Below are 21010 nucleotides of genomic sequence, written 5' to 3' on the forward strand. Positions count from 1 at the left end.
AGCCCCTTTTGCAGTAATTGCTTTTCCCTCTCCCGCTTTCCGCTACAATTTCTCCTGTTTTCACGCATCTCCGCTATCAAGGAATAACAATGAGGCAAGACAAGCCCGGCGTGTTACTGGTTAATCTCGGTACGCCAGACGCCCCCACAACTGCCGCTGTAAAGCGCTATCTGAAACAGTTTCTTAGCGATCCTCGCGTGGTCGATACGCCGCGCTGGCTCTGGTGGCCGATTCTTAATGGCGTTATTCTGCCGTTTCGCTCGCCCCGCGTCTCAAAGCTCTACGCCTCCGTCTGGATGGAGGGTGGCTCGCCGCTGATGGTTTATAGCAAGCAGCAGCGCGAAGCGCTGGCGGCGCGCGTCGATATGCCGGTCGAGCTGGGCATGAGCTACGGCAACCCCAGCCTGCAGAGCGCGGTGGACAGCCTGATGGCGCAGGGCGTAACGCGCCTGATCGTACTGCCGCTCTACCCGCAGTTCTCCTGCTCTACCGTCGCGGCGGTCTGGGATGGTTTATACAGCGCCTTTAAAACCGCGCGCACCCTGCCGGATATCAACTTTATTCGCGACTATGCCGAACATCCCGCCTATATCGCCGCGCTGAAAGCCTCGGTTGAGCGCGCCTTTGCGGCGCATGGCCAGCCGGATCTGCTGGTGCTCTCCTATCACGGCATTCCACAGCGCTTCGCCAGAGAGGGGGATGATTATCCCCTGCGCTGCGGCGATACCACGGCACTGCTGCAGCAGGCGCTGGGCCTGCGCGACGATCAAATCATGATGACCTTCCAGTCGCGCTTTGGCCGCGAACCCTGGCTGCAGCCCTACACGGATGAAACCATGCAGGGGCTGGCGAAAAAGGGCATTAAGCATGTGCAGGTGATGAGCCCTGGCTTTGCCTCTGACTGCCTGGAGACGCTGGAGGAGATCAACGAGCAGAACCGTGAGTTCTTCCTGCACGGCGGCGGCGAAAAGTTCGAATATATCCCGGCGCTGAACGCGGATGACGCCCATATTGAGATGATGGTGCAGCTGGTCAACGCGCGTCGTTAAAGCCGCGGCGGAGAATGTGCTATCATCCTCCGCCTGTTTTTCTGACGGCGCCCATCATGAAATTTCCCGGCAAACGTAAATCCAAACACTATTTTCCCGTTAGCGCTCGCGATCCCTTGCTGCACGCCGCCTCGCAGGAGGTGGAAGAGGGCAGCTGGGTCGTGGGAATCGATCAGACGCTGGTGGATATCGAAGCCAAAGTCGATGACGCCTTTCTGGTTCGCTACGGCCTGAGCGCCGGGCACTCCTTAGTGATCGACGACGACGTTGCTGAGGCGCTCTATCACGAGCTGCTGCGCGATAACCTGATTAGCCATCAGTTCGCCGGCGGCACTATCGGCAATACGCTGCACAACTACTCGGTGCTGGCCGATGACCGTTCGGTGCTGCTTGGCGTGATGTGCAGCAATATTCAGATCGGTGGTTACGCCTACCGCTATCTCTGCAACACCTCGAGCCGGGTCGATCTTAACTATCTACAGGGCGTCGACGGCGCTATTGGCCGCTGCTTTACCCTGATCGGCGAGCAGGGCGAGCGCACCTTCGCCATTAGTCCTGGGCAGATGAACCAGCTGCACGCCGAAAGCATTCCCGAAGCGGTTATCGCCGGCGCGTCGGCGCTGGTACTCACCTCCTACCTGGTGCGCTGCGCCGAAGGTGAGCCGATGCCGCAGGCCACGCTGCAGGCGATTGAGTACGCGAAACGCCACAACGTGCCGGTAGTGCTGACGCTGGGCACAAAGTATGTGATCGGCGACAACCCGCAGTACTGGCGCGACTTTCTGCGCGATCACGTTACTATCGTGGCGATGAATGAAGAGGAAGCGCTGGCGCTGACCGGCGAGTCCGATCCGCTGCGCGCGGCCGATATGGCGCTGGAGTGGGTCGATCTGGTGCTCTGCACCGCTGGCCCGACCGGGCTCTATATGGCGGGCTACACCGAGGAGGCGTTTAAGCGCAAAACCAATCATCCGCTGCTGCCAGGCGCCATTGCGGAGTTCAACCAGTATGAGTTCAGCCGCGCCATGCGCCGGCAGGCGTGCGAGCAGCCGCTGCGCATCTTCTCGCATATCGCGCCCTATATGGGCGGGCCGGAGAAGATCATGAACACCAACGGCGCAGGCGACGGCGCGCTGGCAGCGCTGCTGCACGACATCACGGCGAATAATTACCATCGCCAGAACGTGCCGAACTCCAGCAAGCACGCGCGCGAATACCTGACCTATTCATCACTGGCGCAGGTGTGCAAATATGCCAACCGCGTCAGCTATCAGGTGCTTAACCAGCATTCGCCGCGCCTGACGCGTGGCCTGCCGGAGCGTGAGGACAGCCTGGAAGAGTCCTACTGGGATCGCTAAGCCACAGGGGAGAAAGGGCGGACGCGAGCCGGATGCCCCTTTCTCTTGCGCGGGGGTAAAACGCCGCGCAGCTTAAATCGGGCACTCGCGCACGATAGGGCGCTCGGCGATCTCCGCCTCCAGCATATGCAGCATGCTGCTGGCGATCTCGCGCTCGCCCATCACAACGCGCGTTGCGCCGCGCGTCATAATGTATTCCACCTCATCGTCATAGTGTGCGCGCGCAATAATCTCGATGTCGTTAAACTTCTCGCGCGCGGTGGTGACGATTTCGCCTGATTCGAAGCCGTTGGGAATGGTCAGCAGCAGCCAGCGCGCGCAGTCGAGCCGCGCCAGCTCCATGGTTTCGGCGCGCACCGCATTGCCCAGCACCGCCCGAATGCCCTGTTCACGCAGTGCCTCAACGCGCGCGCGAGAGTTCTCCACCACCACGAAAGGCACGTCCGCCTCCAGCAGCTTCTGGCTCAGCAGGCTGCCAACCCGGCCATAGCCGACGACCACCGCGTGATGGCAGATATCCACCGGGCTCTGCTTCTCTTCCTCGATCGTCTCTTCCTGCGACTGCTCCTGACGGCTTTCGCTCTTCGCCAGGAAACGCTCCAGCAGGCTGAACAGGATAGGGTTGAGCATAATAGAGAGGATCGCTGCCGCCAGTACCAGGTTACGCCCTTCGCTGGTGAGCAGATTAAGGGAGATGCCGAGGCCGGCCAGAATAAAGGCGAACTCGCCGATCTGCGCCAGGCTGACGGAGATGGTCAGTGCGGTACGGCGCGAATGGCCCAGCAGCGTCACCAGCAGCCAGGCGGCGACAGATTTACCCAGCACCACAATCACCAGCGCCCCCAGCACCGCCAGCGGCTGCTCCACCAGGATCATCGGATCGAACAGCATGCCGACCGACACAAAAAAGAGCACCGCGAAGGCGTCGCGCAGCGGCAGGGTGTCGTGAGCGGCGCGGTGGCTCAGCTCAGATTCATTCAGCACCATGCCGGCGAAGAAGGCGCCGAGCGCGAAAGAGACGTCGAAAAACTCCACTGCGCCAAAGGCGATGCCGAGCGCCAGCGCCAGCACCGACAGGGTAAAGAGCTCGCGCGAGCCGGTGGCGGCGCTTTTCGCCAGGATCCAGGGCACCACGCGACGCCCGACCACCATCATCAGCACCATAAAGGCGGCGACCTTGCCGATAGTCAGCAGCAGATCCCACGCCAGCAGCTGCGGGCTGGCGTTGCCCTGTTCCAGCATACCGGCAATGGCGGGCAGCAGCACCAGCGTCAGCACCATCACCAGATCCTCCACAATCAGCCAGCCGATGGCGATTTGGCCGCGCTGGCTGTCAATCAGCTGACGCTCTTCCAGCGCGCGCAGCAGCACCACGGTGCTGGCGGTAGAGAGACAAAGGCCAAACACCAGGCCCGTCATCAGCGACCAGCCCAGCCAGGCGGAGAGGCCCATTCCCAGCAGCGTGGCGACGGCGATCTGCGCCACGGCACCGGGAATGGCGATACTCTTTACCGCCATCAAATCCTTTAGGGAGAAGTGAAGTCCGACGCCGAACATCAGCAGGATAACGCCCAGCTCTGCCAGCTCGGGCGCAAGATTGGTATCGGCGACAAAGCCCGGCGTAAAAGGCCCGGCCAGCACGCCCGCCAGCAAATAGCCAACCAGCGGCGAAATACGCAGCCGGTGTGCGAGCATGCCAAGGAGAAACGCCAGGACCAGTCCCCCGACGATGGTAGTGATCAACGGTGTGGTGTGATGCATGCCTGTCTCCTTGTGTGCAAATGTATCTGCCTGTAACAATTAAGTTTAAGGCAATTAACCATTTTTCGCTGTGCTATTTGCGGGATAATAAGAAAAAAGTTTAAAAATAAGAGGAAAGCAGAGTCGAACGGCTGTTTTTCTCTGTTTTCGCTAATCCGGGCCGCAGTAAAGCAAGTTTGCGAGGCACGTTATAACAATATCTGGCTGGAAAAAGGCGCGCTGATGACCACTATCACGCTGGAATGCGCGAAGAATGACGGTAAGCGACCTGAGCGGCAACTTTGCGCCAGATTTAACGCTTCGCTTCTTTTTTGGGAATCAGTGTTAAAACCAGTTAGTGCCAGCGGTAGCCCTGTTTCATCTTGAGTTAAACAGTGGAATATGCGACACAGTGGGTCAGCATGCTGATACCACCCGGAACGGGACTGCGTAAAATAAGGAGACAGGCTTTGCTGTTATCACGATGGGCTGCCACCGGCCTTGCGCTGCTGGCGCTGACCCCCCTGCTTTCTCAGGCCGCCGAGCCGGATCGCACTTACCGCTTTAGCATTCTCCATACCAACGACGAGCACGGCCATTTCTGGTACAGCGCGCAGGGCGAATATGGCCTCGCGGCGCAGAAAACCTTAATGGATACCTTGCGCTACGACGTACAGGCTAAAGGCGGCGGCGCGCTGATCCTCTCAGCAGGCGACGTCAATACCGGCGTGCCGGAGTCGGACGCGCTACAGGCAGAGCCCGATATTCGCGGCATGAACCTGATCGGCTATGACGCCATGGCGCTCGGCAATCATGAGTTCGACCATCCGCTCGAGGTGCTGCGCAAGCAGGAGGGCTGGGCGCGCTTTCCTTTTCTTGCCGCCAACCTCTACCAGAAAAGCACCGGTCAGCGACTCTTCAAACCCTGGGCGATTTTCAATCGTATGGGGCTGAAGATCGCCGTGCTGGGCCTGGCGACGCCCGATACCGTTAAGCTGGCGAATCCGGCGCATCTGCGCGATATGGAGTTTCGCGATCCAGTCAGCGAAACGGAAAAGGCGGTAGCGGAGCTGCGCGCCGGCGAAAAGCCTGACGTTATCGTGGTGCTGAGCCATCTCGGCTATGACGATAACGGCGAGCACGGCAGCAGCGCCCCCGGCGACGTAACGCTGGCGCGCAGCCTGCCGCCCGGCACCGTCGCGATGATCGTCGGCGGCCATTCGCACTATGCGCTTTGCATGGCAAAAGAGAACGAGCGGGTCAAAAGCTATCAGCCTGGGGAAGCCTGCCAGCCGGACAAGCAGAACGGCGTCTGGATTATGCAGGCCGGGCAGTGGGGTGAATATGTGGGGCGCGGCGATTTTACCTGGCGCAACGGCGAGGTGGCGCTGGAGTCCTACGCGCTGGTGCCGGTCAACCTGAAGCATAAGATCAAAAATGCCGATGGCAGCGAGACCTGGCTGACCTATCAGCAGGAGATCCCAAAAAACACCGCCATGATGAAGCTGCTGATGCCCTATCAGAAGCGAGCCGAATCGCGTCTGAACGTCGCTGTCGGCAGTGCAACGGGGCAGTTTGACGGTGAGCGCGAGCAGGTGCGGTTTACCCAGACCAGTCTCGGGCAGCTGATCCTGCGCGCGCAGATGGCGAAAACGCAGGCGGACTTCGCGGTGATGAGCGGCGGCGGCATTCGCGCCTCGCTGCCGACGGGCAAACTGAGCTGGCGCGATCTGCTGCAGGTGCAGCCGTTCGGCAATCAGGTCGTGTCGGTGACGCTAACCGGCGTCGAGGTGAAAAAATATCTTGATGTCGTTGCGAACATGAAGCCGGACACCGGCGGCTTCGCGCAGTTCGCGCATGTCAGCCTGGTGGCGGACGGCAGCACGGTGAGCGACGTGCGCATTAACGGGCAGCCGCTGCAGGAGAACAAGACCTACCGCATGGCGACCAACAGCTTTAACGCCGCGGGCGGCGACGGCTATCCGCGCATCGATACCCATCCGGGCTATCAGAATACGGGAACTATCGATGCTGAGGTGCTGCGCGACTATGTCAAAGCCCATTCGCCGCTAAACGCAGCTGACTATGCGCCGACGGACGCGATCCACAGGCTAACGGAAGCGGAGAAAAAGGCGCGCGAAAAGCCGCACAAGCGCAGCTACCCACAGATGATTCTGGCGTGGCTCTGGCCATGGGGGCGGGAGACGGCGCATAACGCGCCGTAAATCCCAACGGGATGATGGCGCAGGTAGTAAAGCCCGATCGCAACGTCCACGGCATCTATGCTCGCTCGGCCCGCGCAGATGCGCACCTCTGCATGAGGTGCGCCCGCTGCCGGGCCAACGCGCTGCGTTGTGCAAAAACACCCGCTGCTGGATATCCTGACCGTCTGAGAGATCAGGCCTCGCAGGCGTTACGTTCGAACCAGCGCGGACGCAGTCTGTCCCACACCCAGTTATAGGCCATGGTGTAGGGCAGGAAAAACAGGAAAAAAGCCACTTCCAGCAGCAACGCCTGCCATAGCGAAATGCCGAGCATCCACGCGGCAATCGGCAAACCGATCAAAATAAAGCCGCCTTCGAACAGCAGCGCGTGCAGGGTGCGGATCAGCACGCCGCGATGAACCCGGCCTGGGGGGCAGATACGATCAAACAGGGCGTTGTAAATCATATTCCACAGCATCGCGACGGTTGAGAGTATCAGCGCCAGTGCGCCCATCTCAAACAGCGGCTTATCCATCGCCCAGGCAGCCAGCGGCGACACGGTGAGGATCGCCAGGGTTTCAAACCCCAGCGCATGTAAAAAGCGTTCTTTTAACGAACGGGTACGCATGATCAACCTCCAACAGTAAGGCGCGCATTCTGGCACTTCATGGTGATAAGATAAAATGATGACCTATCGATAAAACCGATGGATAAAAATGCGTTACTCACCTGAATCCTTAGAGGCCTTTGTGCAGACCGTCAGCAGCGGCTCCTTTTCCGCAGCGGCGCGCGCGCTGGGTAAAAGCCAGTCAACCATCAGCATGGCGGTCGCCGGGCTGGAGGACGATCTCGGCTTTAAGCTGTTCGATCGCAGCGGGCGTCAGCCGATCCTGACCGATCAGGGGAGGGGCGCGCTGGCGCAGGTGCAGCAGATTCTGGCCGCCAGCGAGCGGCTGGACGCGGTGGCTATCCGGCTGGCGCAGGGCGTCGAACCGCGCCTCAGCTTCGCCGTATCAGATTTCTGGCAAACCCAACACCATGAGCAGCTGCTGAAACAGTTCGACGCGCGCTTTCCCGAGATCGAGCTGGAGTGCATGATCGCCGAGGATGAGGATGTGCTGGATCTGCTACAGGCGGGACGGATACATCTGGGCGTGGTGCGCGCCCAGCCTGCGCTGCCGCCCGATATCGCCGTTGCGCGGCTGCAGGTCAATGCGGAAATGGCGATCTATATCCACCGCGATCATCCGCTGGCGCAGCAATCCGGCGTTTCGGAAAGCGCGCTGGAGCAGGTGCGTCAGCTGCGGCTTAACACCTGGGTCGAGCCGCACGCAATTGCGCCGCCGGGGCGCATCTGGTCGGCACCGACCTATCTACTGCTGCTGGAGATGGCGGAGCAGGGATTTGGCTGGAGCATTCTGCCGCGCTGGCTGGTGACGCAGTTTGGCCATGGGCTACTGCAAGAGCTTGCGCTGCCGGGCTGGCCGCAGCTGATTGCTGTGGAGGCGATCTGGTCGCGCCGCAATCCCCCTGGCCCGGCGGGGCGCTGGATGATTGACCAGCTCTGCGCCCAGCCGCGCAGCTAGTCGCGCCGGGCGATATCCGCCAGCGGCGCGTCGAGCAGGCGCGCCAGATCCTGCGCCGCCAGCTCCAGATCCAGGCCGCGCTTGCCGCCGGAGACGAAAATCGTGGCGAAGTCGGCGGCGGAGCGGTCGATAACCGTCGGCAGCCGCTTTTTCTGCCCCAGCGGGCTGATACCGCCCACCAGATAGCCGGTCACGCGCTGCGCCAGCTGCGGATCGGCCATATCCGCTTTTTTTGCGCCTAATGCTTTCGCCACCTTTTTCAAATCAAGCTGGCTGGCGACCGGCGTGACCGCCACCGCCAGATGTTTCGCGTCGCCGTTAAGCGCCACCAGCAGCGTTTTGTACACCTGCCGCGCGTCCAGGTTAAGTTTACGCACCGCTTCGTCGCCAAAACTGGTTTCCTGGCTGTCATGCTCGTAGGGATGAAGGGTAAAGGCAACTTTCTGTTTTTCCAGTAATTTTACAGCAGGCGTCATAAACTTATCCTTATAGGAAAAATCTCATTCCTAAATTAAATAAATTAATAGTGGCGAAAGTTTGTGCTTTGCGTGAAAATGGTTTCCGCGCCGGCCGAAAGGCTGAGCGATAACCAAAATCATAAACAAATTCCTCTTTGACGGGCCGATAGCAATACCGGCCTGCTTTTTTTTCTAGCGCCGTAACAGCTCAGGCAGATTCTCGTCGCCATAGAGGTGCAGCGCGCCTACCGCCACCACATAATGCCCGGACGGCAGCGCCCGTAACCGCTCACACCACTGCGCGTTGCGCCGGGAGATCAGCGCGTCGTTAAGCGCACTGCTGAACGTCGAGGGCAGGGTGATTTGCGGCTCACGCGGCGGCGTATCCAGCCACCAGCTCACCATCATCTGCAGCAGCCGCGCATTGGTGTGCCAGTGTGTCAGCGTATCCTTCAGCAGCGCCATCCCGTCATCCGGCAGAGACTTCAGCAGCGCGATTTGCGTCTCTGCGCCTTCCAGCTCAATAACCGGCTTGTTCAGCGCTTTCGCCGCCTGCAGCAGCTGGAGGTCGATGCCGTAGTCGGGACGCAGGCCCAGCCGCTGCGCCTGCTGTGCCTGCAGCATCAGCGCGATTTGCCAGGCGGGCAGGGCGTCAAACATCGTCGGCGACAGGTGCAGCTCGCCGCACAGCGCCGCCAGCCGCGCCTGGTCGTCGGGTGCCAGCCGCGTCTCCAGCGGGTCGCGCGGGTCGGTATCGTCGAACGGCGAGCCGCCCTGGGTGATATCCGCCTCGACAATCAAGGCGTCCGCCTTGTGCAGCTGCCGCAGAAGACGCGCGGGCAAGGGCTGCATATTGCGCGTGCCCATATGAATGCTGCCGACCAGGTGCAGCAGGCGATCGTCCAGCCGGATATCCTGAGCGGGCCAGCGATAGCTGGCGGGAAAGAGTCGGCTTGCCAGCCCCTGCACACTGCGCCAAATGCTGCCTTTCATTCCCGGTCCTTACTGAGTCAAAACGCCATGCTAGCGATTCCCGTCGCTGAAAAACAGAGCATTAGCGGCTATTGTCGCTTCGCTGGGCGAAAGCGCAGCAGCCGGTTGGCGTTGCCGACAACGGTAATCGACGAGAGCGCCATCGCCGCGCCCGCCACCACCGGACTGAGCAGCGCGCCGGTCAGCGGATAGAGCACGCCCGCCGCCAGCGGAATGCCAAGGCTGTTATAGATAAAGGCCCCGAGCAAATTCTGACGAATATTGCGCAGCGTCGCGCTGGAGAGCGCCAGCGCATCGGCGACGCTGTTCAGATCGGCGCGCATCAGCGTAATGGGTGCCGTTTCCAGCGCCACGTCGCTGCCGCCGCCCATGGCGATGCCGACATCCGCCTGTGCCAGCGCCGGAGCGTCATTGATGCCGTCGCCGACCATGGCGACGCGGCTTCCCTGCTGCTGCAGCGCGGCGATAGTCTGCGCCTTCGCTTCCGGCAGCACCCCGGCAATGACCTCGTCGATGCCCGCCTCCTGCGCAATAGCGCGCGCGGTCTCTTCCCGGTCGCCGGTAAGCATCATCAGGCGGTAGCCAGCCTGGCGCAGCCGCGCCAGCGCCGCTTTACTCTCCGGACGCAGCTGGTCGCGCAGGGCAATCAGGCCGACAAGCTCGCCGTCTTGCGCCAGCAGCACCGGCGTTGCGCCCTGACGTGACAGCCGCTCGATATCGGGCTGCGCCTGCTGCAGCGCGACGCCGTTATCCTGCATCAGCGCCGCATTACCCAGCAGCAGCGGCTTGCCGTTGAGTATGCCGCTCACGCCCTGGCCGCGTATTGTACGAAATTGCGCAATCTCACCGGCGCGGGTCGCGCCCGCTGCCGCGGTAATCGCCTGCGCCAGCGGATGGCTGGCGTTTTGCTCCAGCGCGGCGGCGGCCTGCACCACCGCTTCGCGCGACCAGCCGTGCCACGTCAGCACCGCATCGAGCCGCGGCGTGCCCGCCGTCAGCGTACCGGTTTTATCAAACACCAGCGTATCGATGCGGCTGGCGCGCTGCAGCGCGTCGGCGTCGCGCACCAGTACGCCCAGCTCGGCGGCGCGCCCGACGCCGGCGATAATCGACATCGGCGTCGCAAGCCCCAGCGCGCAGGGGCAGGCGATAATCAGCACCGTGGTGGCGATCACCAGCGTGTAGGCGATTTGCGGCTGCGGGCCGAAGAGATACCAGATGGCGGCGCTGATCAGGGCGATAGCCACCACAACGGGCACAAAAACCGCTGAGATGCGGTCGGCGAGGCGGCCCACGTCTGGCTTGCTGCTTTGCGCCTGACGCACCAGATGAATAATGCGCGACAGCGCGGTGTGCTGGCCGGTGGCGCGCGCCACGAAGCGCACCGCGCCGTCCTGCACCAGCGTGCCGGCGTAGATCCTGTCGCCGGCGCGCTTGCCCTGCGGCACCGCCTCGCCGGTCAGCATCGCCTCGTCCAGCCAGGCTTCGCCGTCGCTGATCTCACCATCTACCGGCACGCGATCGCCGGTGGTGAGACGCAGCGTCATGCCCGGCTGCACCGCGCCGATCGGCACCAGCGTGTCGCCCTGTTCGCTGACGAGGCGCGCCTGCGCGGGCGTCAAATCGAGCAGACGCTCAAGGGCTTTAGAGGATCGCTGGCGCGCACGCTGCTCCAGCGCGTGGCCAAGATTAATCAGGCCGATAATCATGACGCTGGCTTCAAAATAGAGATGGCGCGCCTGCGCGGGGAAAAAGTCAGGCCAGAGCGCGACGCTGATGGAGTAGAGCCATGCGGCGGCGGTACCGAGCGCCACCAGCGTGTCCATGGTGGCGCTGCCGTTGCGCAGGCTGCGCCAGGCGCTGCGGTAGAAGTGGCCGCCTGCGACCACCATCACCAGCAGGGTAATGACGCCGATAGCAAGCCACAGGCTGCGGTTGGCGTCGGTAAGCATCATATTGTCGCCGAGCATGCCCCAGATCATCAGGGGCGCGCCAAACGCCAGCGCCAGCGCCGCCTGCCAGCTAAAGCGGCGCATCGCCTTGCGCGCGCTGCTCTGCTGTTTATCACGCCGCTCCTGTTCATCCTGCACCGGCTGAGCGTGGTAGCCCGCCGCCTCGACCGCCTCGACCAGCTGCTGCGCGGCAGCGTCGCCCATGACCAGCGCGCTGCGCTCGCCAAGGTTGACGCGCGCCTGCGTCACGCCAGGCACTTTTTCCAGCGCCTTCTCCACCCGGCTGACGCAGCTGGCGCAGCTCATGCCTTCAATAAGCAGGAACTGCGCGCTTTCATGCTCCTGTGCCGGTTGGGTGTCCGCCACCGTTGTCAGCGCCTCCGGCGGCGGCTCTGAAGCTGTCAACGGCTCAGGCTTTGGGTGGCTGTCGCCGCTGAGGGTGGCGTGATAGCCCGCTTCTTCTACGGTGGCGATCAGCGCGGCGGCATCGGCGCTGCCGGTTACCTGCGCTTCCTGCTGCGTGACGCTGGCCTGTTCGACATCGTCGCGCTGTTCGAGCGCCTCTTTAACGCGTTTGACGCAGTGGCCGCAGGAAAGACCTTCCAGCGCCAGTGAGATAGTGTGAGACATAGCGTTCTCCTGTTGTGTTGCCGTTAACCATGCGAGCTTTTTATCACTCGTGATACAGGCTAAACCTTCCATCAAGGGGAAGGTCAAACTATTTTTACAGCGTGGCCGCAATCGATTTATAAGAGGAGAGCAGGGTGAATATCAGCGATGTCGCGAAAAAAACCGGGTTGACCAGCAAGGCGATCCGTTTCTACGAAGAGAAGGGCGTGGTAACGCCGCCGTTGCGCAGCGATAACGGCTACCGTCGCTACAGCGCGCATCATCTCGATGAGCTTAACCTGCTGCGTCAGGCGCGTCAGGTGGGCTTTACGCTCGACGAATGCCGCGAGCTGGTGACGCTGTTTAACGATCCGGCGCGTCATAGCGCTGACGTTAAGGCGCGCACCCTGCAGAAAGCGGCGGAGATCGCCGCCCATATCGAGGCGTTACAGGCGATGCGCCTGCGGCTGCTGGCGCTGGCCGACGCCTGCCCCGGCGACGACAGCGCCGAGTGTCCGATAATCAATAACCTGGCGGGCTGCTGCGGCCATAGCCAGCCCGACTAACGCGGCGTAATGTGCAGCGTAATGCCCTCGATGCCCGTCACGACAACCTGCGTGCCTGCGGGCAGATCCCGGTCGGCCTGCACGCGCCAGCTGCTGTCGCCCAGCCGCACGTGGCCGATGCCGTTGACCAGCGGCGCCTCCAGCGTCAGATGGGTGCCGATCAGCTGATTGCCGCGCTGGTTAAGGGAATTGGGCTGCTGATGGCGCTCGCGCTGGCGCATCCAGCGATACCAGAGATAGACGCAAACCAGGGTCAGCACGGCAAACAGCGTGCCCTGCGCCGTCCAGCTAAAGGGTGTGAGCCACTCTATTATGCCCACCAGCACCGCCGCGATGCCGCTCCACAGTAGATAGCCGCTGGTGCCGAGCATCTCCGCCGCCAGCAAGAGGCCACCCAGGGTTAGCCAGAACCAGTGCGGATGGGCGACGATCTCCATTAACATCAGCGTTTCGACTCTGAGGATGCGCCCTTAAGCAGCTCGCTGATGCCCGCCACCGAGCCGAGCAGGCTGCTGGCGTCAAGCGGCATCATCACGACTTTGCTGTTGCTGGCTTCGCCAATTTTCTGCAGCGCGTCGGTATATTTCTGCGCGACAAAGTAGTTTACCGCCTGGATGTCGCCCGCCGCGATCGCTTCAGAGACCATTTTAGTGGCGGCCGCTTCCGCTTCTGCCTGGCGTTCGCGCGCCTCCGCCTGAAGGAACGCTGAGGTTCGTTCCCCTTCGGCCTTCAGGATGCGCGACTGCTTGTCGCCCTCGGCGCGCAGAATCGCCGCCTGGCGCACGCCTTCCGCCGCAAGGATATCGGCGCGCTTGGTGCGCTCCGCCTTCATCTGCGCATTCATGGCGGCGATCAGCTCCTGCGGCGGACGCACGTCACGGATCTCGATACGGGTGATTTTCACGCCCCAGGGATTGGTCGCCTCATCGACGATATGCAGCAGGCGAGTGTTGATGTTATCGCGCTGCGACAGCATCTCATCCAGCTCCATGCCGCCGAGCACGGTGCGGATGTTGGTCATGGTGAGATTGATGATCGCCAGTTCGAGATTGCTGACCTCATAGGCCGCGCGCGCCGGATCCACCGCCTGAATAAAGCAGACGGCGTCAATGGTAACGTTGGCGTTGTCTTTGGAGATGACCTCCTGCGAGGGGATATCCAGCACGCGCTCCATCATATTGATCTTATGACCAATACGATCCATAAAGGGCACGACCAGACTCAGGCCGGGCTGCAGCGTGCGGGTGTAGCGTCCGAAGCGCTCCACGGTCCACTGATAGCCCTGCGGGACGATTTTTACCCCTGCCCATACCGTTACCAGCGCCAGCACGATCAGCGCAGGAATGACTGTTAACATATAACCTCCCGATTGTTAATTTACGGGCCGAGTCGCTTCGGCCCGGTGTCGCGACGCCGACTCAGTAGAGCAGCGAGTAGAGCTGGCGACGGTAGCGGGCCGCCAGCGCATCGCCGGTGCCGAGCGCCGCAAGGATCTCCTGCAGCATTTTGCGCACCTGGCCGTCAGCCGCGTTCATATCGCGCTTAAGGAAGCCGAGCAGCAGCTCCAGCGCCTCTTCGTTGCGCCCAACCTGATGCAGCTGTAACGAGAGCTTAGCAGCCAGCTCCGCATTGGTGGGATCGCTCTCCAGCTGCGCCTGCAGCTGCTGGATTTCCGGGGTATCCGCCGCCTGCTTCAGCAGATCGATCTGCGCCATCAGGCTCTGATAACGGGTATCCTGATCCTGCAGCGGCACCTTCGCCAGTACCTCTTCTGCTTCGTCGCTGCGGTTCAGGCCGATCAACGCTTCCGCCAGCAAAAAGCCGATTTCGCTCGCCTGACGGCTGAGCTGCCAGGCCTCTTTGAGCAGCGGCAGCGCCTCCAGCGGTTTGCCCTCGTCCATCAGCGCCAGCGCCTGCTGCGCCTTGAGCTCCTCTTCACGCGGCAGCACTTTTTCCAGCAGCGCGCGCACCGCCTCTTCCGGCTGCGGTCCCTGGAAGCCGTCGACCGGCTGGCCGTTCTGGAACAGATAGACCGTCGGGATGGAGCGCAGGCCAAACTGCGACGCCACCATTTGCTCTTTGTCGCAGTCGAGCTTCGCCAGAATAAACTGGCCGGCATACTCCTGCGCCAGACGTTCCAGCAGCGGCGTCAGCTGCTGGCAATGTTGGCTGCGATCCGACCAGAAATAGAACAGCACCGGGATCTGCATGGACTGTTCCAGCGTCTGATGCAGGTTGGATTCGTTAACGTCGATAATCGAAGCTTGTGGTGACATGACTAAGTCTCTTGGCAGAAAGTGTTTAAAGAATATGGGGCCGGACAGCCCCGCTTCAAGATGAATTCTCAGCGTCTGCTTAAAATGCGATCCAGCATCCAGCCCGGCAGCACTCTTTTCAGGATGCTCATTGCGTGTGCGACCAGCGTCACCGGATAGCGCAGGCGCGGGCGCCGGCTCTCCAGTGCGTGGCGCAGGCTGGGGAGAATCGCCTCCGGCGGCAGGGTGAAGCGCGCGGCGATGCCGGGATTGCGCACCGGCCGCTCCGGCTCGCCCTGGGTTACGTTGTCGGTAAAGCGGGTATGAATCGGGCCCGGCTCGATCAGGCTGACTCGCACGCCGCTGCGGCGCACCTCAAGGCGCAGCGCGTCGCTCCAGGCCTCCAGCGCATATTTGCTGGCGGCATAGGCGCCGCGCCCCGGAGTGGAGATCAGCCCCAGCACGGAGCTGGTGTTGACGATGCGCGCGTCGCCGCTCGCCTCCAGCGCGGGCAGCAGCCGCATCGTCAGCTGATGAGCGCCGAAAAAGTTGGTGGAGAACTGCTGCTCCAGCTGCTGGCGCGACAGCGTACGCAGCGGGCCGTAGAGGCCGAAGCCGCCATTGTTGAACAGCGCAAACAGACGATGGTCCGTTAGCGCCAGTATTTCATCGGCGGCGCGATCGACGCTCGCCGCGTCGTCAAGATCGAGCGTGACGGCGACAAAGCCCTGCGCGCGCATCCGCTCGACATCCTCCGGCTTGCGGCAGGCGGCGATAACGCGGTAGCCGCGCGCCAGCAGATCCTGCGCCGCTACCAGGCCAATACCGCTGGAACAGCCGGTAATTACAACGGTTTTTTGCATATCTTTACCCATAAAAAGCGCGTCGCTGCAGGTTACTCATGCTTAACTAAAGGGGCCAGTTCTTTCGCCATCAGCTCGGCGATAAAGGGCTGCGCTTCGGGGTTCGGGTGGATGCCGTCCTGCTGCATCCATTCAGGTTTCAGGTAGACCTGCTCCATAAAAAAGGGCACCAGAGGAATGTTGTACTGCTGTGCCAGTCTGGGATAGATCCCGCTGAACGCTTCTGTATAACGCCGCCCGTAATTAGCGGGCAGACGCACCTGCATCAAGAGCGGCCTGGCGTTCGCCGCCTTTACGTCGTCGATGATTTTACGCAGATCCTGCTCGATAGCCTGCGGTGGAAAGCCGCGCAGGCCGTCGTTACCGCCCAGTTCGATTAACACCCACTGCGGCTGATGCTGTTTTAATAGCGCCGGTAGGCGCGCCAGGCCCTGCGCGGCGGTATCCCCGCTGATGCTGGCGTTGACCACTCTGGGCTGCTGCTGCCAGCTGCTGTTCAGCAGGCTCGGCCAGGCGGCGCTGGCTGACATGCGATAGCCGGCGCTCAGGCTATCGCCTAAAACTAACAGGGTGTTCGCAGCGGCCAGATGCGATACCAGCAGAAGAACGAAAAACAGGAAAGGATAATGCCAGCGGAAAACATTCTTGAAGTTCATCATCTTACAAAGTCCGTCGGTCAGGGGGAACACCAGTTGTCCATCCTTACCGGAGTTGACTTCATTGTCAAACGGGCCGAAACCATCGCGCTAACGGGTGAATCTGGCTCCGGCAAGTCGACGCTGCTGGGGATTCTGGCGGGGCTCGACGACGGCAGCAGCGGCGAGGTGACGCTGCTGGGCCAGCCTCTGCATCGGCTGGACGAAGAGCAGCGCGCCGCGCTGCGGGCGACGCAGGTCGGCTTTGTCTTTCAGTCTTTTATGCTGGTGCAGACGCTAAACGCGCTGGAGAACGTGCAGCTGCCTGCGCTGCTGCGCGGCGAGAGCGATCGCCGCAGCCGCGAGCAGGCGCGCGAATTATTAGCCCAGTTGGGGCTGGGGGAGCGTCTGATGCATCTGCCCGCCCAGCTTTCCGGCGGTGAACAGCAGCGCGTGGCGCTGGCGCGCGCCTTTAACGGCCAGCCCGGTCTGCTGTTTGCCGATGAGCCAACCGGCAACCTGGACCGCAAAACCGGCGACCGCATCGCCGATCTGCTTTTCTCCCTCAACCGCGATTACGCCACCACGCTGATTCTGGTCACCCATGACGAACAGCTGGCGGCGCGCTGCGACCGCTGCCTGCGACTGCGCGACGGCAAAGTTTGGGAGGAGCGATGATCTGGCGCTGGTTCTGGCGCGAGTGGCGCTCGCCCTCGCTGCTGATCGTCTGGGTGGCGCTGACGCTGTCGGTGGCCTGCGTACTGGCGCTCGGCGCTATCGGCGATCGCATGGAAAAAGGGCTTAGCCAGCAGAGCCGCGATTTTATGGCGGGCGACCGCACGCTGCGCAGCAGCGCCGCGGTGCCGGAGGCCTGGCTGGCCAAAGCGCGGGAGGAGGGGTTAAGCGTCAGCGGTCAGCTCAGCTTTATGACCATGACTTTCGCTGGCGACACGCCACAGCTGGCGGCAGTGAAGGCGGTGGACAACCGCTATCCGATGTTCGGCGAGCTGCAGACCGATCCCCCTGGCCTGAAACCGGCGCCCGGCACGGCGCTGGCCGCGCCGCGGCTGATGGCGCTGCTTAACCTCAAGGTTGGCGACAGGCTGGAGGTGGGCGACGCCAGCCTGCGCATCGCGGGCGAGGTGATCCAGGAGCCGGACGGCGGCTTTAATCCCTTTCAGATGGCGCCGCGCCTGCTCATCAACCTCGACGACGCGCAGAAGACCGGCGCGATCCAGCCGGGCAGCCGGCTCACATGGCGCTATAAGTTCGCCGGCGAGCCGCAGCCGCTGGCGCGCTACGACCGCTGGATCCAGCCGCAGCTGAAGGCGGATCAGCGCTGGATCAGCGTAGAGAATTCTGAAGACGCGCTGGGGCGATCGATGCAGCGGGCCCAGCAGTTTCTGCTGCTCTCCGCCTTGCTGACCCTGATGCTGGCGATCGCCGCCGTTGCGGTGGCGATGAGTCACTACTGCCGCAGCCGCTACGATCTGGTGGCGGTGCTGAAAACGCTGGGCGCGACGCGGCGTGCGCTGCGGCGGCTTATTGTCGGCCAGTGGCTGGCGGTGCTGCTGCTGGCGGCGGTGTGCGGCGGGGCGCTCGGGCTGGGCGTTGAGGCGCTGCTGATGCAGATGCTGAAGCCGGTGCTGCCCGCGACCCTGCCGCCCGCCAGCGGCTGGCCCTGGCTCTGGGCGATCGGCTCGCTGTTCGTGATTTCGCTGCTGGTGGGGCTGCGCCCCTATCGGCTGCTGCTGGCGACCCAGCCGCTGCGCGTGCTGCGCCGTGACGCGGTGGCCGATATCTGGCCGCTGAAGCGCTATATCCCGGCGATGGGCGTGGTGGTGATTGCGCTGCTGGCGTTGCTGGTCGGCGGCAGCAAGATGCTGTGGGCGCTGCTGGCGGGCGTGGCGGCACTGGCAGGCGTGCTGGCGCTGCTGGGGTGGGGCACGCTGTTGCTGCTGCGGCGCCTGGTCGTACGCCGCCTGGCGCTGCGGCTGGCGATCAACCGCCTGCTGCGTCAGCCCGGCGTGACGCTGAGCCAGCTGGCGGCCTTTTCGCTCTCCTTTATGCTGCTGGCGCTGCTGCTGGTGATGCGCGGCGATCTGCTCGACCGCTGGCAGCAGCAGCTGCCGCCGGACAGCCCGAACTATTTCCTGCTCAATATGACCCAGGATCAGGTGCCGCAGGTGCGCGCTTTCCTCGCCTCGCATCAGGTGAAGCCGGAGACCTTCTATCCCGTGGCGCGGGCACGTCTCACCGACCTGAATGGTAAAGCGGCCGATCCGACGCTGGATAACGCCCTGAACCGCGAGCTGAACCTGACGTGGATGAGCGAACAACCCGATCACAATCCGCTGACGGCTGGCCGCTGGCCGCCGCAGCCGGGCGAGGTGTCGATGGAGACGGAGCTGGCCGGTCGTTTGGGCGTGAAGCTGGGCGATACGCTGACCTTTAGCGGCGATACCCAGACCTTTAGCGCGAAGATTACCAGCCTGCGCAAGGTTGACTGGGAGAGCCTGCGGCCTAACTTTTTCTTTATTTTCCCCCCCGGCGCGCTGGATGCGCAGCCGCAAACCTGGCTTACCAGCTTCAGGCTGGATAGCGATCCGGCGCTGCTGGCGCAGCTGAACCGCGCCTTTCCGACCCTGAGCCTGCTCGATATCGGCAGCATTATGCGGCAGATCGGCCAGGTGCTGGCGCAGGTGAGCCAGGCGCTGGAGATTATGGTGGTGCTGGTAACCCTCTGCGGTGTACTGCTGCTGCTGGCGCAGATTCAGGTCGGGATGCGTCAGCGGCGTCAGGAGCTGGTGGTCTGCCGCACGCTGGGCGCCAGCAAGAAACTGCTGCGCGCGACGCTGTGGTGGGAGTTCGCGCTGCTCGGCGTGGTCTCTGGCGTGGCGGCGGCGCTGGGCGCGGAAGCGGCGCTCTGGGCGCTGCAGCGTAAGATTTTCGACTTCCCGTGGCAGCCCGACTGGACGCTGTGGCTGGCGCTGCCGCTGGGCGGCGCGCTGCTGCTCTCGCTGTGCGGTGGCTGGCTCGGCGTGCGGCTGCTGCGCGGCAAGGGGCTGTTCCGGCGCATGGAGTCAGCATAAAAAAAAGCGGGCCAGGCCCGCTTTGTTCGCTGGCGTGCCGGCGGATCAGAACTTCTCTACGGCCCAGGCGATGCCGCTGGCGTACTCCGGCGGCAGCATTGGCACCAGCGCCTCCAGCGCTGCGGTCAGCCGCGCGCTGTTGCTGTCGGTCAGGTTGAGGTGTCCGACCTTGCGGCCCGGCCGCACCTCTTTGTCATACCAGTGCAGATGCACCAGCGGCTGCTGCAGCCAGCTGCTGTTCAGCGCGGTACCGATCAGGTTCACCATCACCGACGGCGCGAACACCACCGGCTGCGGCAGCGCCAGGCCCAGCACCGCGCGCAGGTGCAGCTCAAACTGGCTGATTGAGGCGCCGTTCTGCGTCCAGTGCCCGCTGTTGTGTACGCGCGGCGCCAGCTCGTTGATCAGCAGGCCTTGCGGCGTAACGAAACACTCCATCGCCATCACGCCGACATAGTTCAGCGCCTGCATAATGGCGCCGAGCATCGCTTCCGCCTGTGCCTGCTGCGCCGGGTCCGCCTGCGGGAAGGCGACGCTGGTGCGCAGAATGCCATCCTGATGCAGGTTATGGGTCAGCGGGTAGAAGACGGTGCTACCATCCTGACCGCGCGCGCCCACCAGCGACACCTCACCGGAAAAGTTAATGCCCTGTTCGACGATGCATTCGCCGTAGCACTCATCCGGCAGCGCATCGGTCTCACCCGCGCGCAGTCGCCACTGACCGCGGCCGTCATAGCCGCCGGTGCGGCGCTTAACGATCGCCAGCTCCCCCAGCGAGGCGAACACCTGCGGCCACTCGCTCTTGTCAGCCAGTAATTGCCAGGGGGCGGTAGCGAGATTCAGCTGGTCGAGCAGCTGCTTTTGCGTCAGGCGATCCGCCAGGCGCGGGAAAATATCGCGATTTACAAATGCCGGATGCACCGCCAGCTCGCGGGTCAGCGCGGTTTCTGGCCAGCGTTCGATTTCGGCGGTGATGACGCTCTGCGCAATCGGCAGCGCGTCGGGTTCGGCGTCAAGGCCGACCGGATAGACGGCGATGCCCAGCGGTTCGCCCGCCTGGCGCAGCATACGGCCCAGCTGGCCGTTGCCCAGTACGCAAACCGGCTTCATGCTTCCTCCCGCGGGTCCGGGTTATTCAGCACCTCGTCGGTCTGCGCCTGTCGCCACTCGCCGAGGCGCGCGGCCAGCGCCGCATCGTGGATTGCCAGGATCTGCGCCGCCAGCAGGCCCGCATTGGCCGCACCCGCTTTGCCGATGGCCAGGGTGCCGACCGGAATGCCGCGCGGCATCTGTACGATAGAGTAGAGGCTGTCGACGCCGCTCAGCGCTGCGCTCTGCACCGGCACGCCCAGCACCGGCACCAGGGTTTTCGCCGCCAGCATGCCCGGCAGATGCGCCGCGCCGCCCGCGCCCGCGATAATCACCTGATAGCCGTTATCGGCGGCTGTTTCGGCGAAGCTGAACAGTTTGTCCGGGGTGCGGTGTGCGGAGACCACTTCAACGTGGAAGGGCACGTCCAGGCTGGTAAGGATTTCCGCAGCGAACTGCATGGTGGACCAGTCACTTCTGGAGCCCATTACAATAGCAATGCGGGCCGGGGCGGCGTTGGATGACATGCGGTCAACTCCTGTGAATAAACAAACGAACCTG

Annotated in this window: 19 protein-coding genes; 7 read left to right on the forward strand and 12 right to left on the reverse strand. The window is 62.8% G+C overall.

What is annotated here, in order from left to right:
* Positions 1-89 precede the first annotated feature (89 nt).
* Both hemH and MHZ97_RS00665 read left to right on the forward strand, forming a co-directional pair.
* Entirely contained in the window at positions 90-1049 is a 960-nt protein-coding gene (hemH, locus tag MHZ97_RS00660) for a ferrochelatase (RefSeq protein WP_239313024.1), read from the forward strand.
* A 56-nt stretch (positions 1050-1105) separates the two neighbouring features.
* Positions 1106-2407 carry an inosine/guanosine kinase gene (locus MHZ97_RS00665; RefSeq protein ID WP_103795272.1) on the forward strand — a complete coding sequence of 434 codons (1302 nt, stop codon included), beginning with the start codon at positions 1106-1108 and terminating at the stop codon, positions 2405-2407.
* A gap of 72 nt (positions 2408-2479) precedes the next feature.
* Here MHZ97_RS00665 and ybaL read toward each other — a convergent pair whose 3' ends face one another.
* A complete protein-coding gene (ybaL, locus tag MHZ97_RS00670; RefSeq protein WP_103795061.1) occupies positions 2480-4168 on the reverse strand; it encodes a YbaL family putative K(+) efflux transporter in 1689 nt (562 codons plus the stop codon).
* A 449-nt stretch (positions 4169-4617) separates the two neighbouring features.
* Between ybaL and ushA the strand changes: the two genes are divergently transcribed.
* Positions 4618-6372, forward strand: a complete 1755-nt coding sequence (gene ushA / locus MHZ97_RS00675; protein WP_239313009.1) for a bifunctional UDP-sugar hydrolase/5'-nucleotidase UshA — start codon at positions 4618-4620, stop codon at positions 6370-6372.
* Positions 6373-6544: 172 nt separating this feature from the next.
* Here ushA and MHZ97_RS00680 read toward each other — a convergent pair whose 3' ends face one another.
* The gene (locus MHZ97_RS00680) at positions 6545-6979 is read right to left on the reverse strand and encodes a multidrug/biocide efflux PACE transporter (protein ID WP_239312992.1); all 435 of its coding nucleotides are present in this window, start codon (positions 6977-6979) and stop codon (positions 6545-6547) included.
* Positions 6980-7067: 88 nt separating this feature from the next.
* On the opposite strand from MHZ97_RS00680, the gene MHZ97_RS00685 reads away from it, so the two are divergent.
* The gene (locus MHZ97_RS00685) at positions 7068-7937 is read left to right on the forward strand and encodes a LysR family transcriptional regulator (RefSeq protein WP_239312978.1); all 870 of its coding nucleotides are present in this window, start codon (positions 7068-7070) and stop codon (positions 7935-7937) included.
* Here the strand turns inward: MHZ97_RS00685 and ybaK are convergent.
* The 3 genes from ybaK to copA form a co-directional block, all read right to left on the reverse strand.
* Positions 7934-8413 carry a Cys-tRNA(Pro)/Cys-tRNA(Cys) deacylase YbaK gene (ybaK, locus tag MHZ97_RS00690; protein ID WP_048784540.1) on the reverse strand — a complete coding sequence of 160 codons (480 nt, stop codon included), beginning with the start codon at positions 8411-8413 and terminating at the stop codon, positions 7934-7936. The two genes, MHZ97_RS00685 and ybaK, sit on opposite strands and share 4 nt — an antisense overlap.
* A 174-nt stretch (positions 8414-8587) precedes the next feature.
* Positions 8588-9388, reverse strand: a complete 801-nt coding sequence (locus tag MHZ97_RS00695) for a TraB/GumN family protein (RefSeq protein ID WP_239312975.1) — start codon at positions 9386-9388, stop codon at positions 8588-8590.
* A 68-nt stretch (positions 9389-9456) separates the two neighbouring features.
* On the reverse strand, positions 9457-11970 hold the full coding sequence (gene copA / locus MHZ97_RS00700; protein ID WP_239312957.1) for a copper-exporting P-type ATPase CopA: 2514 nt from the start codon (positions 11968-11970) through the stop codon (positions 9457-9459).
* A 134-nt stretch (positions 11971-12104) separates the two neighbouring features.
* On the opposite strand from copA, the gene cueR reads away from it, so the two are divergent.
* Positions 12105-12515 (forward strand): Cu(I)-responsive transcriptional regulator, encoded by a 411-nt coding sequence (cueR, locus tag MHZ97_RS00705; protein WP_103795055.1) that lies wholly within the window; start codon positions 12105-12107, stop codon positions 12513-12515.
* Here cueR and MHZ97_RS00710 read toward each other — a convergent pair.
* The 5 genes from MHZ97_RS00710 to tesA all read right to left on the reverse strand — a co-directional run bounded on the left by MHZ97_RS00710 (position 12512) and on the right by tesA (position 16292).
* The gene (locus MHZ97_RS00710) at positions 12512-12958 is read right to left on the reverse strand and encodes an NfeD family protein (protein ID WP_239312954.1); all 447 of its coding nucleotides are present in this window, start codon (positions 12956-12958) and stop codon (positions 12512-12514) included. The genes cueR and MHZ97_RS00710 overlap by 4 nt on opposite strands.
* Positions 12958-13872: an SPFH domain-containing protein gene (locus MHZ97_RS00715; protein ID WP_103795053.1), complete on the reverse strand. Its 915-nt coding sequence runs from the start codon at positions 13870-13872 to the stop codon at positions 12958-12960. Before MHZ97_RS00715 ends, MHZ97_RS00710 begins: the two co-directional genes overlap by 1 nt.
* Before the next feature lie 61 nt (positions 13873-13933).
* Positions 13934-14791: a co-chaperone YbbN gene (locus MHZ97_RS00720; protein WP_103795052.1), complete on the reverse strand. Its 858-nt coding sequence runs from the start codon at positions 14789-14791 to the stop codon at positions 13934-13936.
* A 68-nt stretch (positions 14792-14859) separates the two neighbouring features.
* The gene (locus MHZ97_RS00725) at positions 14860-15633 is read right to left on the reverse strand and encodes an SDR family oxidoreductase (RefSeq protein WP_239312951.1); all 774 of its coding nucleotides are present in this window, start codon (positions 15631-15633) and stop codon (positions 14860-14862) included.
* Between the two features lie 32 nt (positions 15634-15665).
* Positions 15666-16292: a multifunctional acyl-CoA thioesterase I/protease I/lysophospholipase L1 gene (gene tesA, locus MHZ97_RS00730; RefSeq protein WP_199187301.1), complete on the reverse strand. Its 627-nt coding sequence runs from the start codon at positions 16290-16292 to the stop codon at positions 15666-15668.
* Here tesA and ybbA point away from each other — a divergent pair.
* On the forward strand, positions 16260-16946 hold the full coding sequence (ybbA, locus tag MHZ97_RS00735) for a putative ABC transporter ATP-binding protein YbbA (RefSeq protein WP_239312948.1): 687 nt from the start codon (positions 16260-16262) through the stop codon (positions 16944-16946). The genes tesA and ybbA overlap by 33 nt on opposite strands.
* Complete coding sequence (gene ybbP, locus MHZ97_RS00740; RefSeq protein WP_239312945.1) at positions 16943-19360, forward strand: putative ABC transporter permease subunit YbbP; 2418 nt, start codon at positions 16943-16945, stop codon at positions 19358-19360. Before ybbA ends, ybbP begins: the two co-directional genes overlap by 4 nt.
* A gap of 45 nt (positions 19361-19405) precedes the next feature.
* Here the strand turns inward: ybbP and purK are convergent, their stop codons facing one another.
* Both purK and purE read right to left on the reverse strand, forming a co-directional pair.
* The gene (gene purK, locus MHZ97_RS00745) at positions 19406-20470 is read right to left on the reverse strand and encodes a 5-(carboxyamino)imidazole ribonucleotide synthase (RefSeq protein WP_103795049.1); all 1065 of its coding nucleotides are present in this window, start codon (positions 20468-20470) and stop codon (positions 19406-19408) included.
* The gene (gene purE, locus MHZ97_RS00750) at positions 20467-20976 is read right to left on the reverse strand and encodes a 5-(carboxyamino)imidazole ribonucleotide mutase (protein WP_103795048.1); all 510 of its coding nucleotides are present in this window, start codon (positions 20974-20976) and stop codon (positions 20467-20469) included. The genes purK and purE overlap by 4 nt, the downstream gene beginning before the upstream one ends.
* Between the last annotated feature and the right edge of the window lie 34 nt (positions 20977-21010).

The organism is Pantoea sp. ACRSC (assembly GCF_022346785.1).
In the GTDB taxonomy this organism is placed as follows: Bacteria; Pseudomonadota; Gammaproteobacteria; order Enterobacterales; family Enterobacteriaceae; genus Pantoea; species Pantoea alvi.

Excerpts from the sequence above, each read along its gene's own strand:
- hemH (WP_239313024.1), top strand. The coding sequence starts at position 90 with ATGAGGCAAGACAAGCCCGGCGTGTTACTGGTTAATCTCGGTACGCCA.
- MHZ97_RS00665 (WP_103795272.1), top strand. The coding sequence starts at position 1,106 with ATGAAATTTCCCGGCAAACGTAAATCCAAACACTATTTTCCCGTTAGC.
- ybaL (WP_103795061.1), bottom strand. The coding sequence starts at position 4,168 with ATGCATCACACCACACCGTTGATCACTACCATCGTCGGGGGACTGGTC.
- MHZ97_RS00680 (WP_239312992.1), bottom strand. The coding sequence starts at position 6,979 with ATGCGTACCCGTTCGTTAAAAGAACGCTTTTTACATGCGCTGGGGTTT.
- MHZ97_RS00685 (WP_239312978.1), top strand. The coding sequence starts at position 7,068 with ATGCGTTACTCACCTGAATCCTTAGAGGCCTTTGTGCAGACCGTCAGC.
- ybaK (WP_048784540.1), bottom strand. The coding sequence starts at position 8,413 with ATGACGCCTGCTGTAAAATTACTGGAAAAACAGAAAGTTGCCTTTACC.
- MHZ97_RS00695 (WP_239312975.1), bottom strand. The coding sequence starts at position 9,388 with ATGAAAGGCAGCATTTGGCGCAGTGTGCAGGGGCTGGCAAGCCGACTC.
- copA (WP_239312957.1), bottom strand. The coding sequence starts at position 11,970 with ATGTCTCACACTATCTCACTGGCGCTGGAAGGTCTTTCCTGCGGCCAC.
- MHZ97_RS00710 (WP_239312954.1), bottom strand. The coding sequence starts at position 12,958 with ATGTTAATGGAGATCGTCGCCCATCCGCACTGGTTCTGGCTAACCCTG.
- MHZ97_RS00715 (WP_103795053.1), bottom strand. The coding sequence starts at position 13,872 with ATGTTAACAGTCATTCCTGCGCTGATCGTGCTGGCGCTGGTAACGGTA.
- MHZ97_RS00720 (WP_103795052.1), bottom strand. The coding sequence starts at position 14,791 with ATGTCACCACAAGCTTCGATTATCGACGTTAACGAATCCAACCTGCAT.
- MHZ97_RS00725 (WP_239312951.1), bottom strand. The coding sequence starts at position 15,633 with ATGCAAAAAACCGTTGTAATTACCGGCTGTTCCAGCGGTATTGGCCTG.
- ybbA (WP_239312948.1), top strand. The coding sequence starts at position 16,260 with ATGCCAGCGGAAAACATTCTTGAAGTTCATCATCTTACAAAGTCCGTC.
- tesA (WP_199187301.1), bottom strand. The coding sequence starts at position 16,292 with ATGATGAACTTCAAGAATGTTTTCCGCTGGCATTATCCTTTCCTGTTT.
- ybbP (WP_239312945.1), top strand. The coding sequence starts at position 16,943 with ATGATCTGGCGCTGGTTCTGGCGCGAGTGGCGCTCGCCCTCGCTGCTG.
- purK (WP_103795049.1), bottom strand. The coding sequence starts at position 20,470 with ATGAAGCCGGTTTGCGTACTGGGCAACGGCCAGCTGGGCCGTATGCTG.
- purE (WP_103795048.1), bottom strand. The coding sequence starts at position 20,976 with ATGTCATCCAACGCCGCCCCGGCCCGCATTGCTATTGTAATGGGCTCC.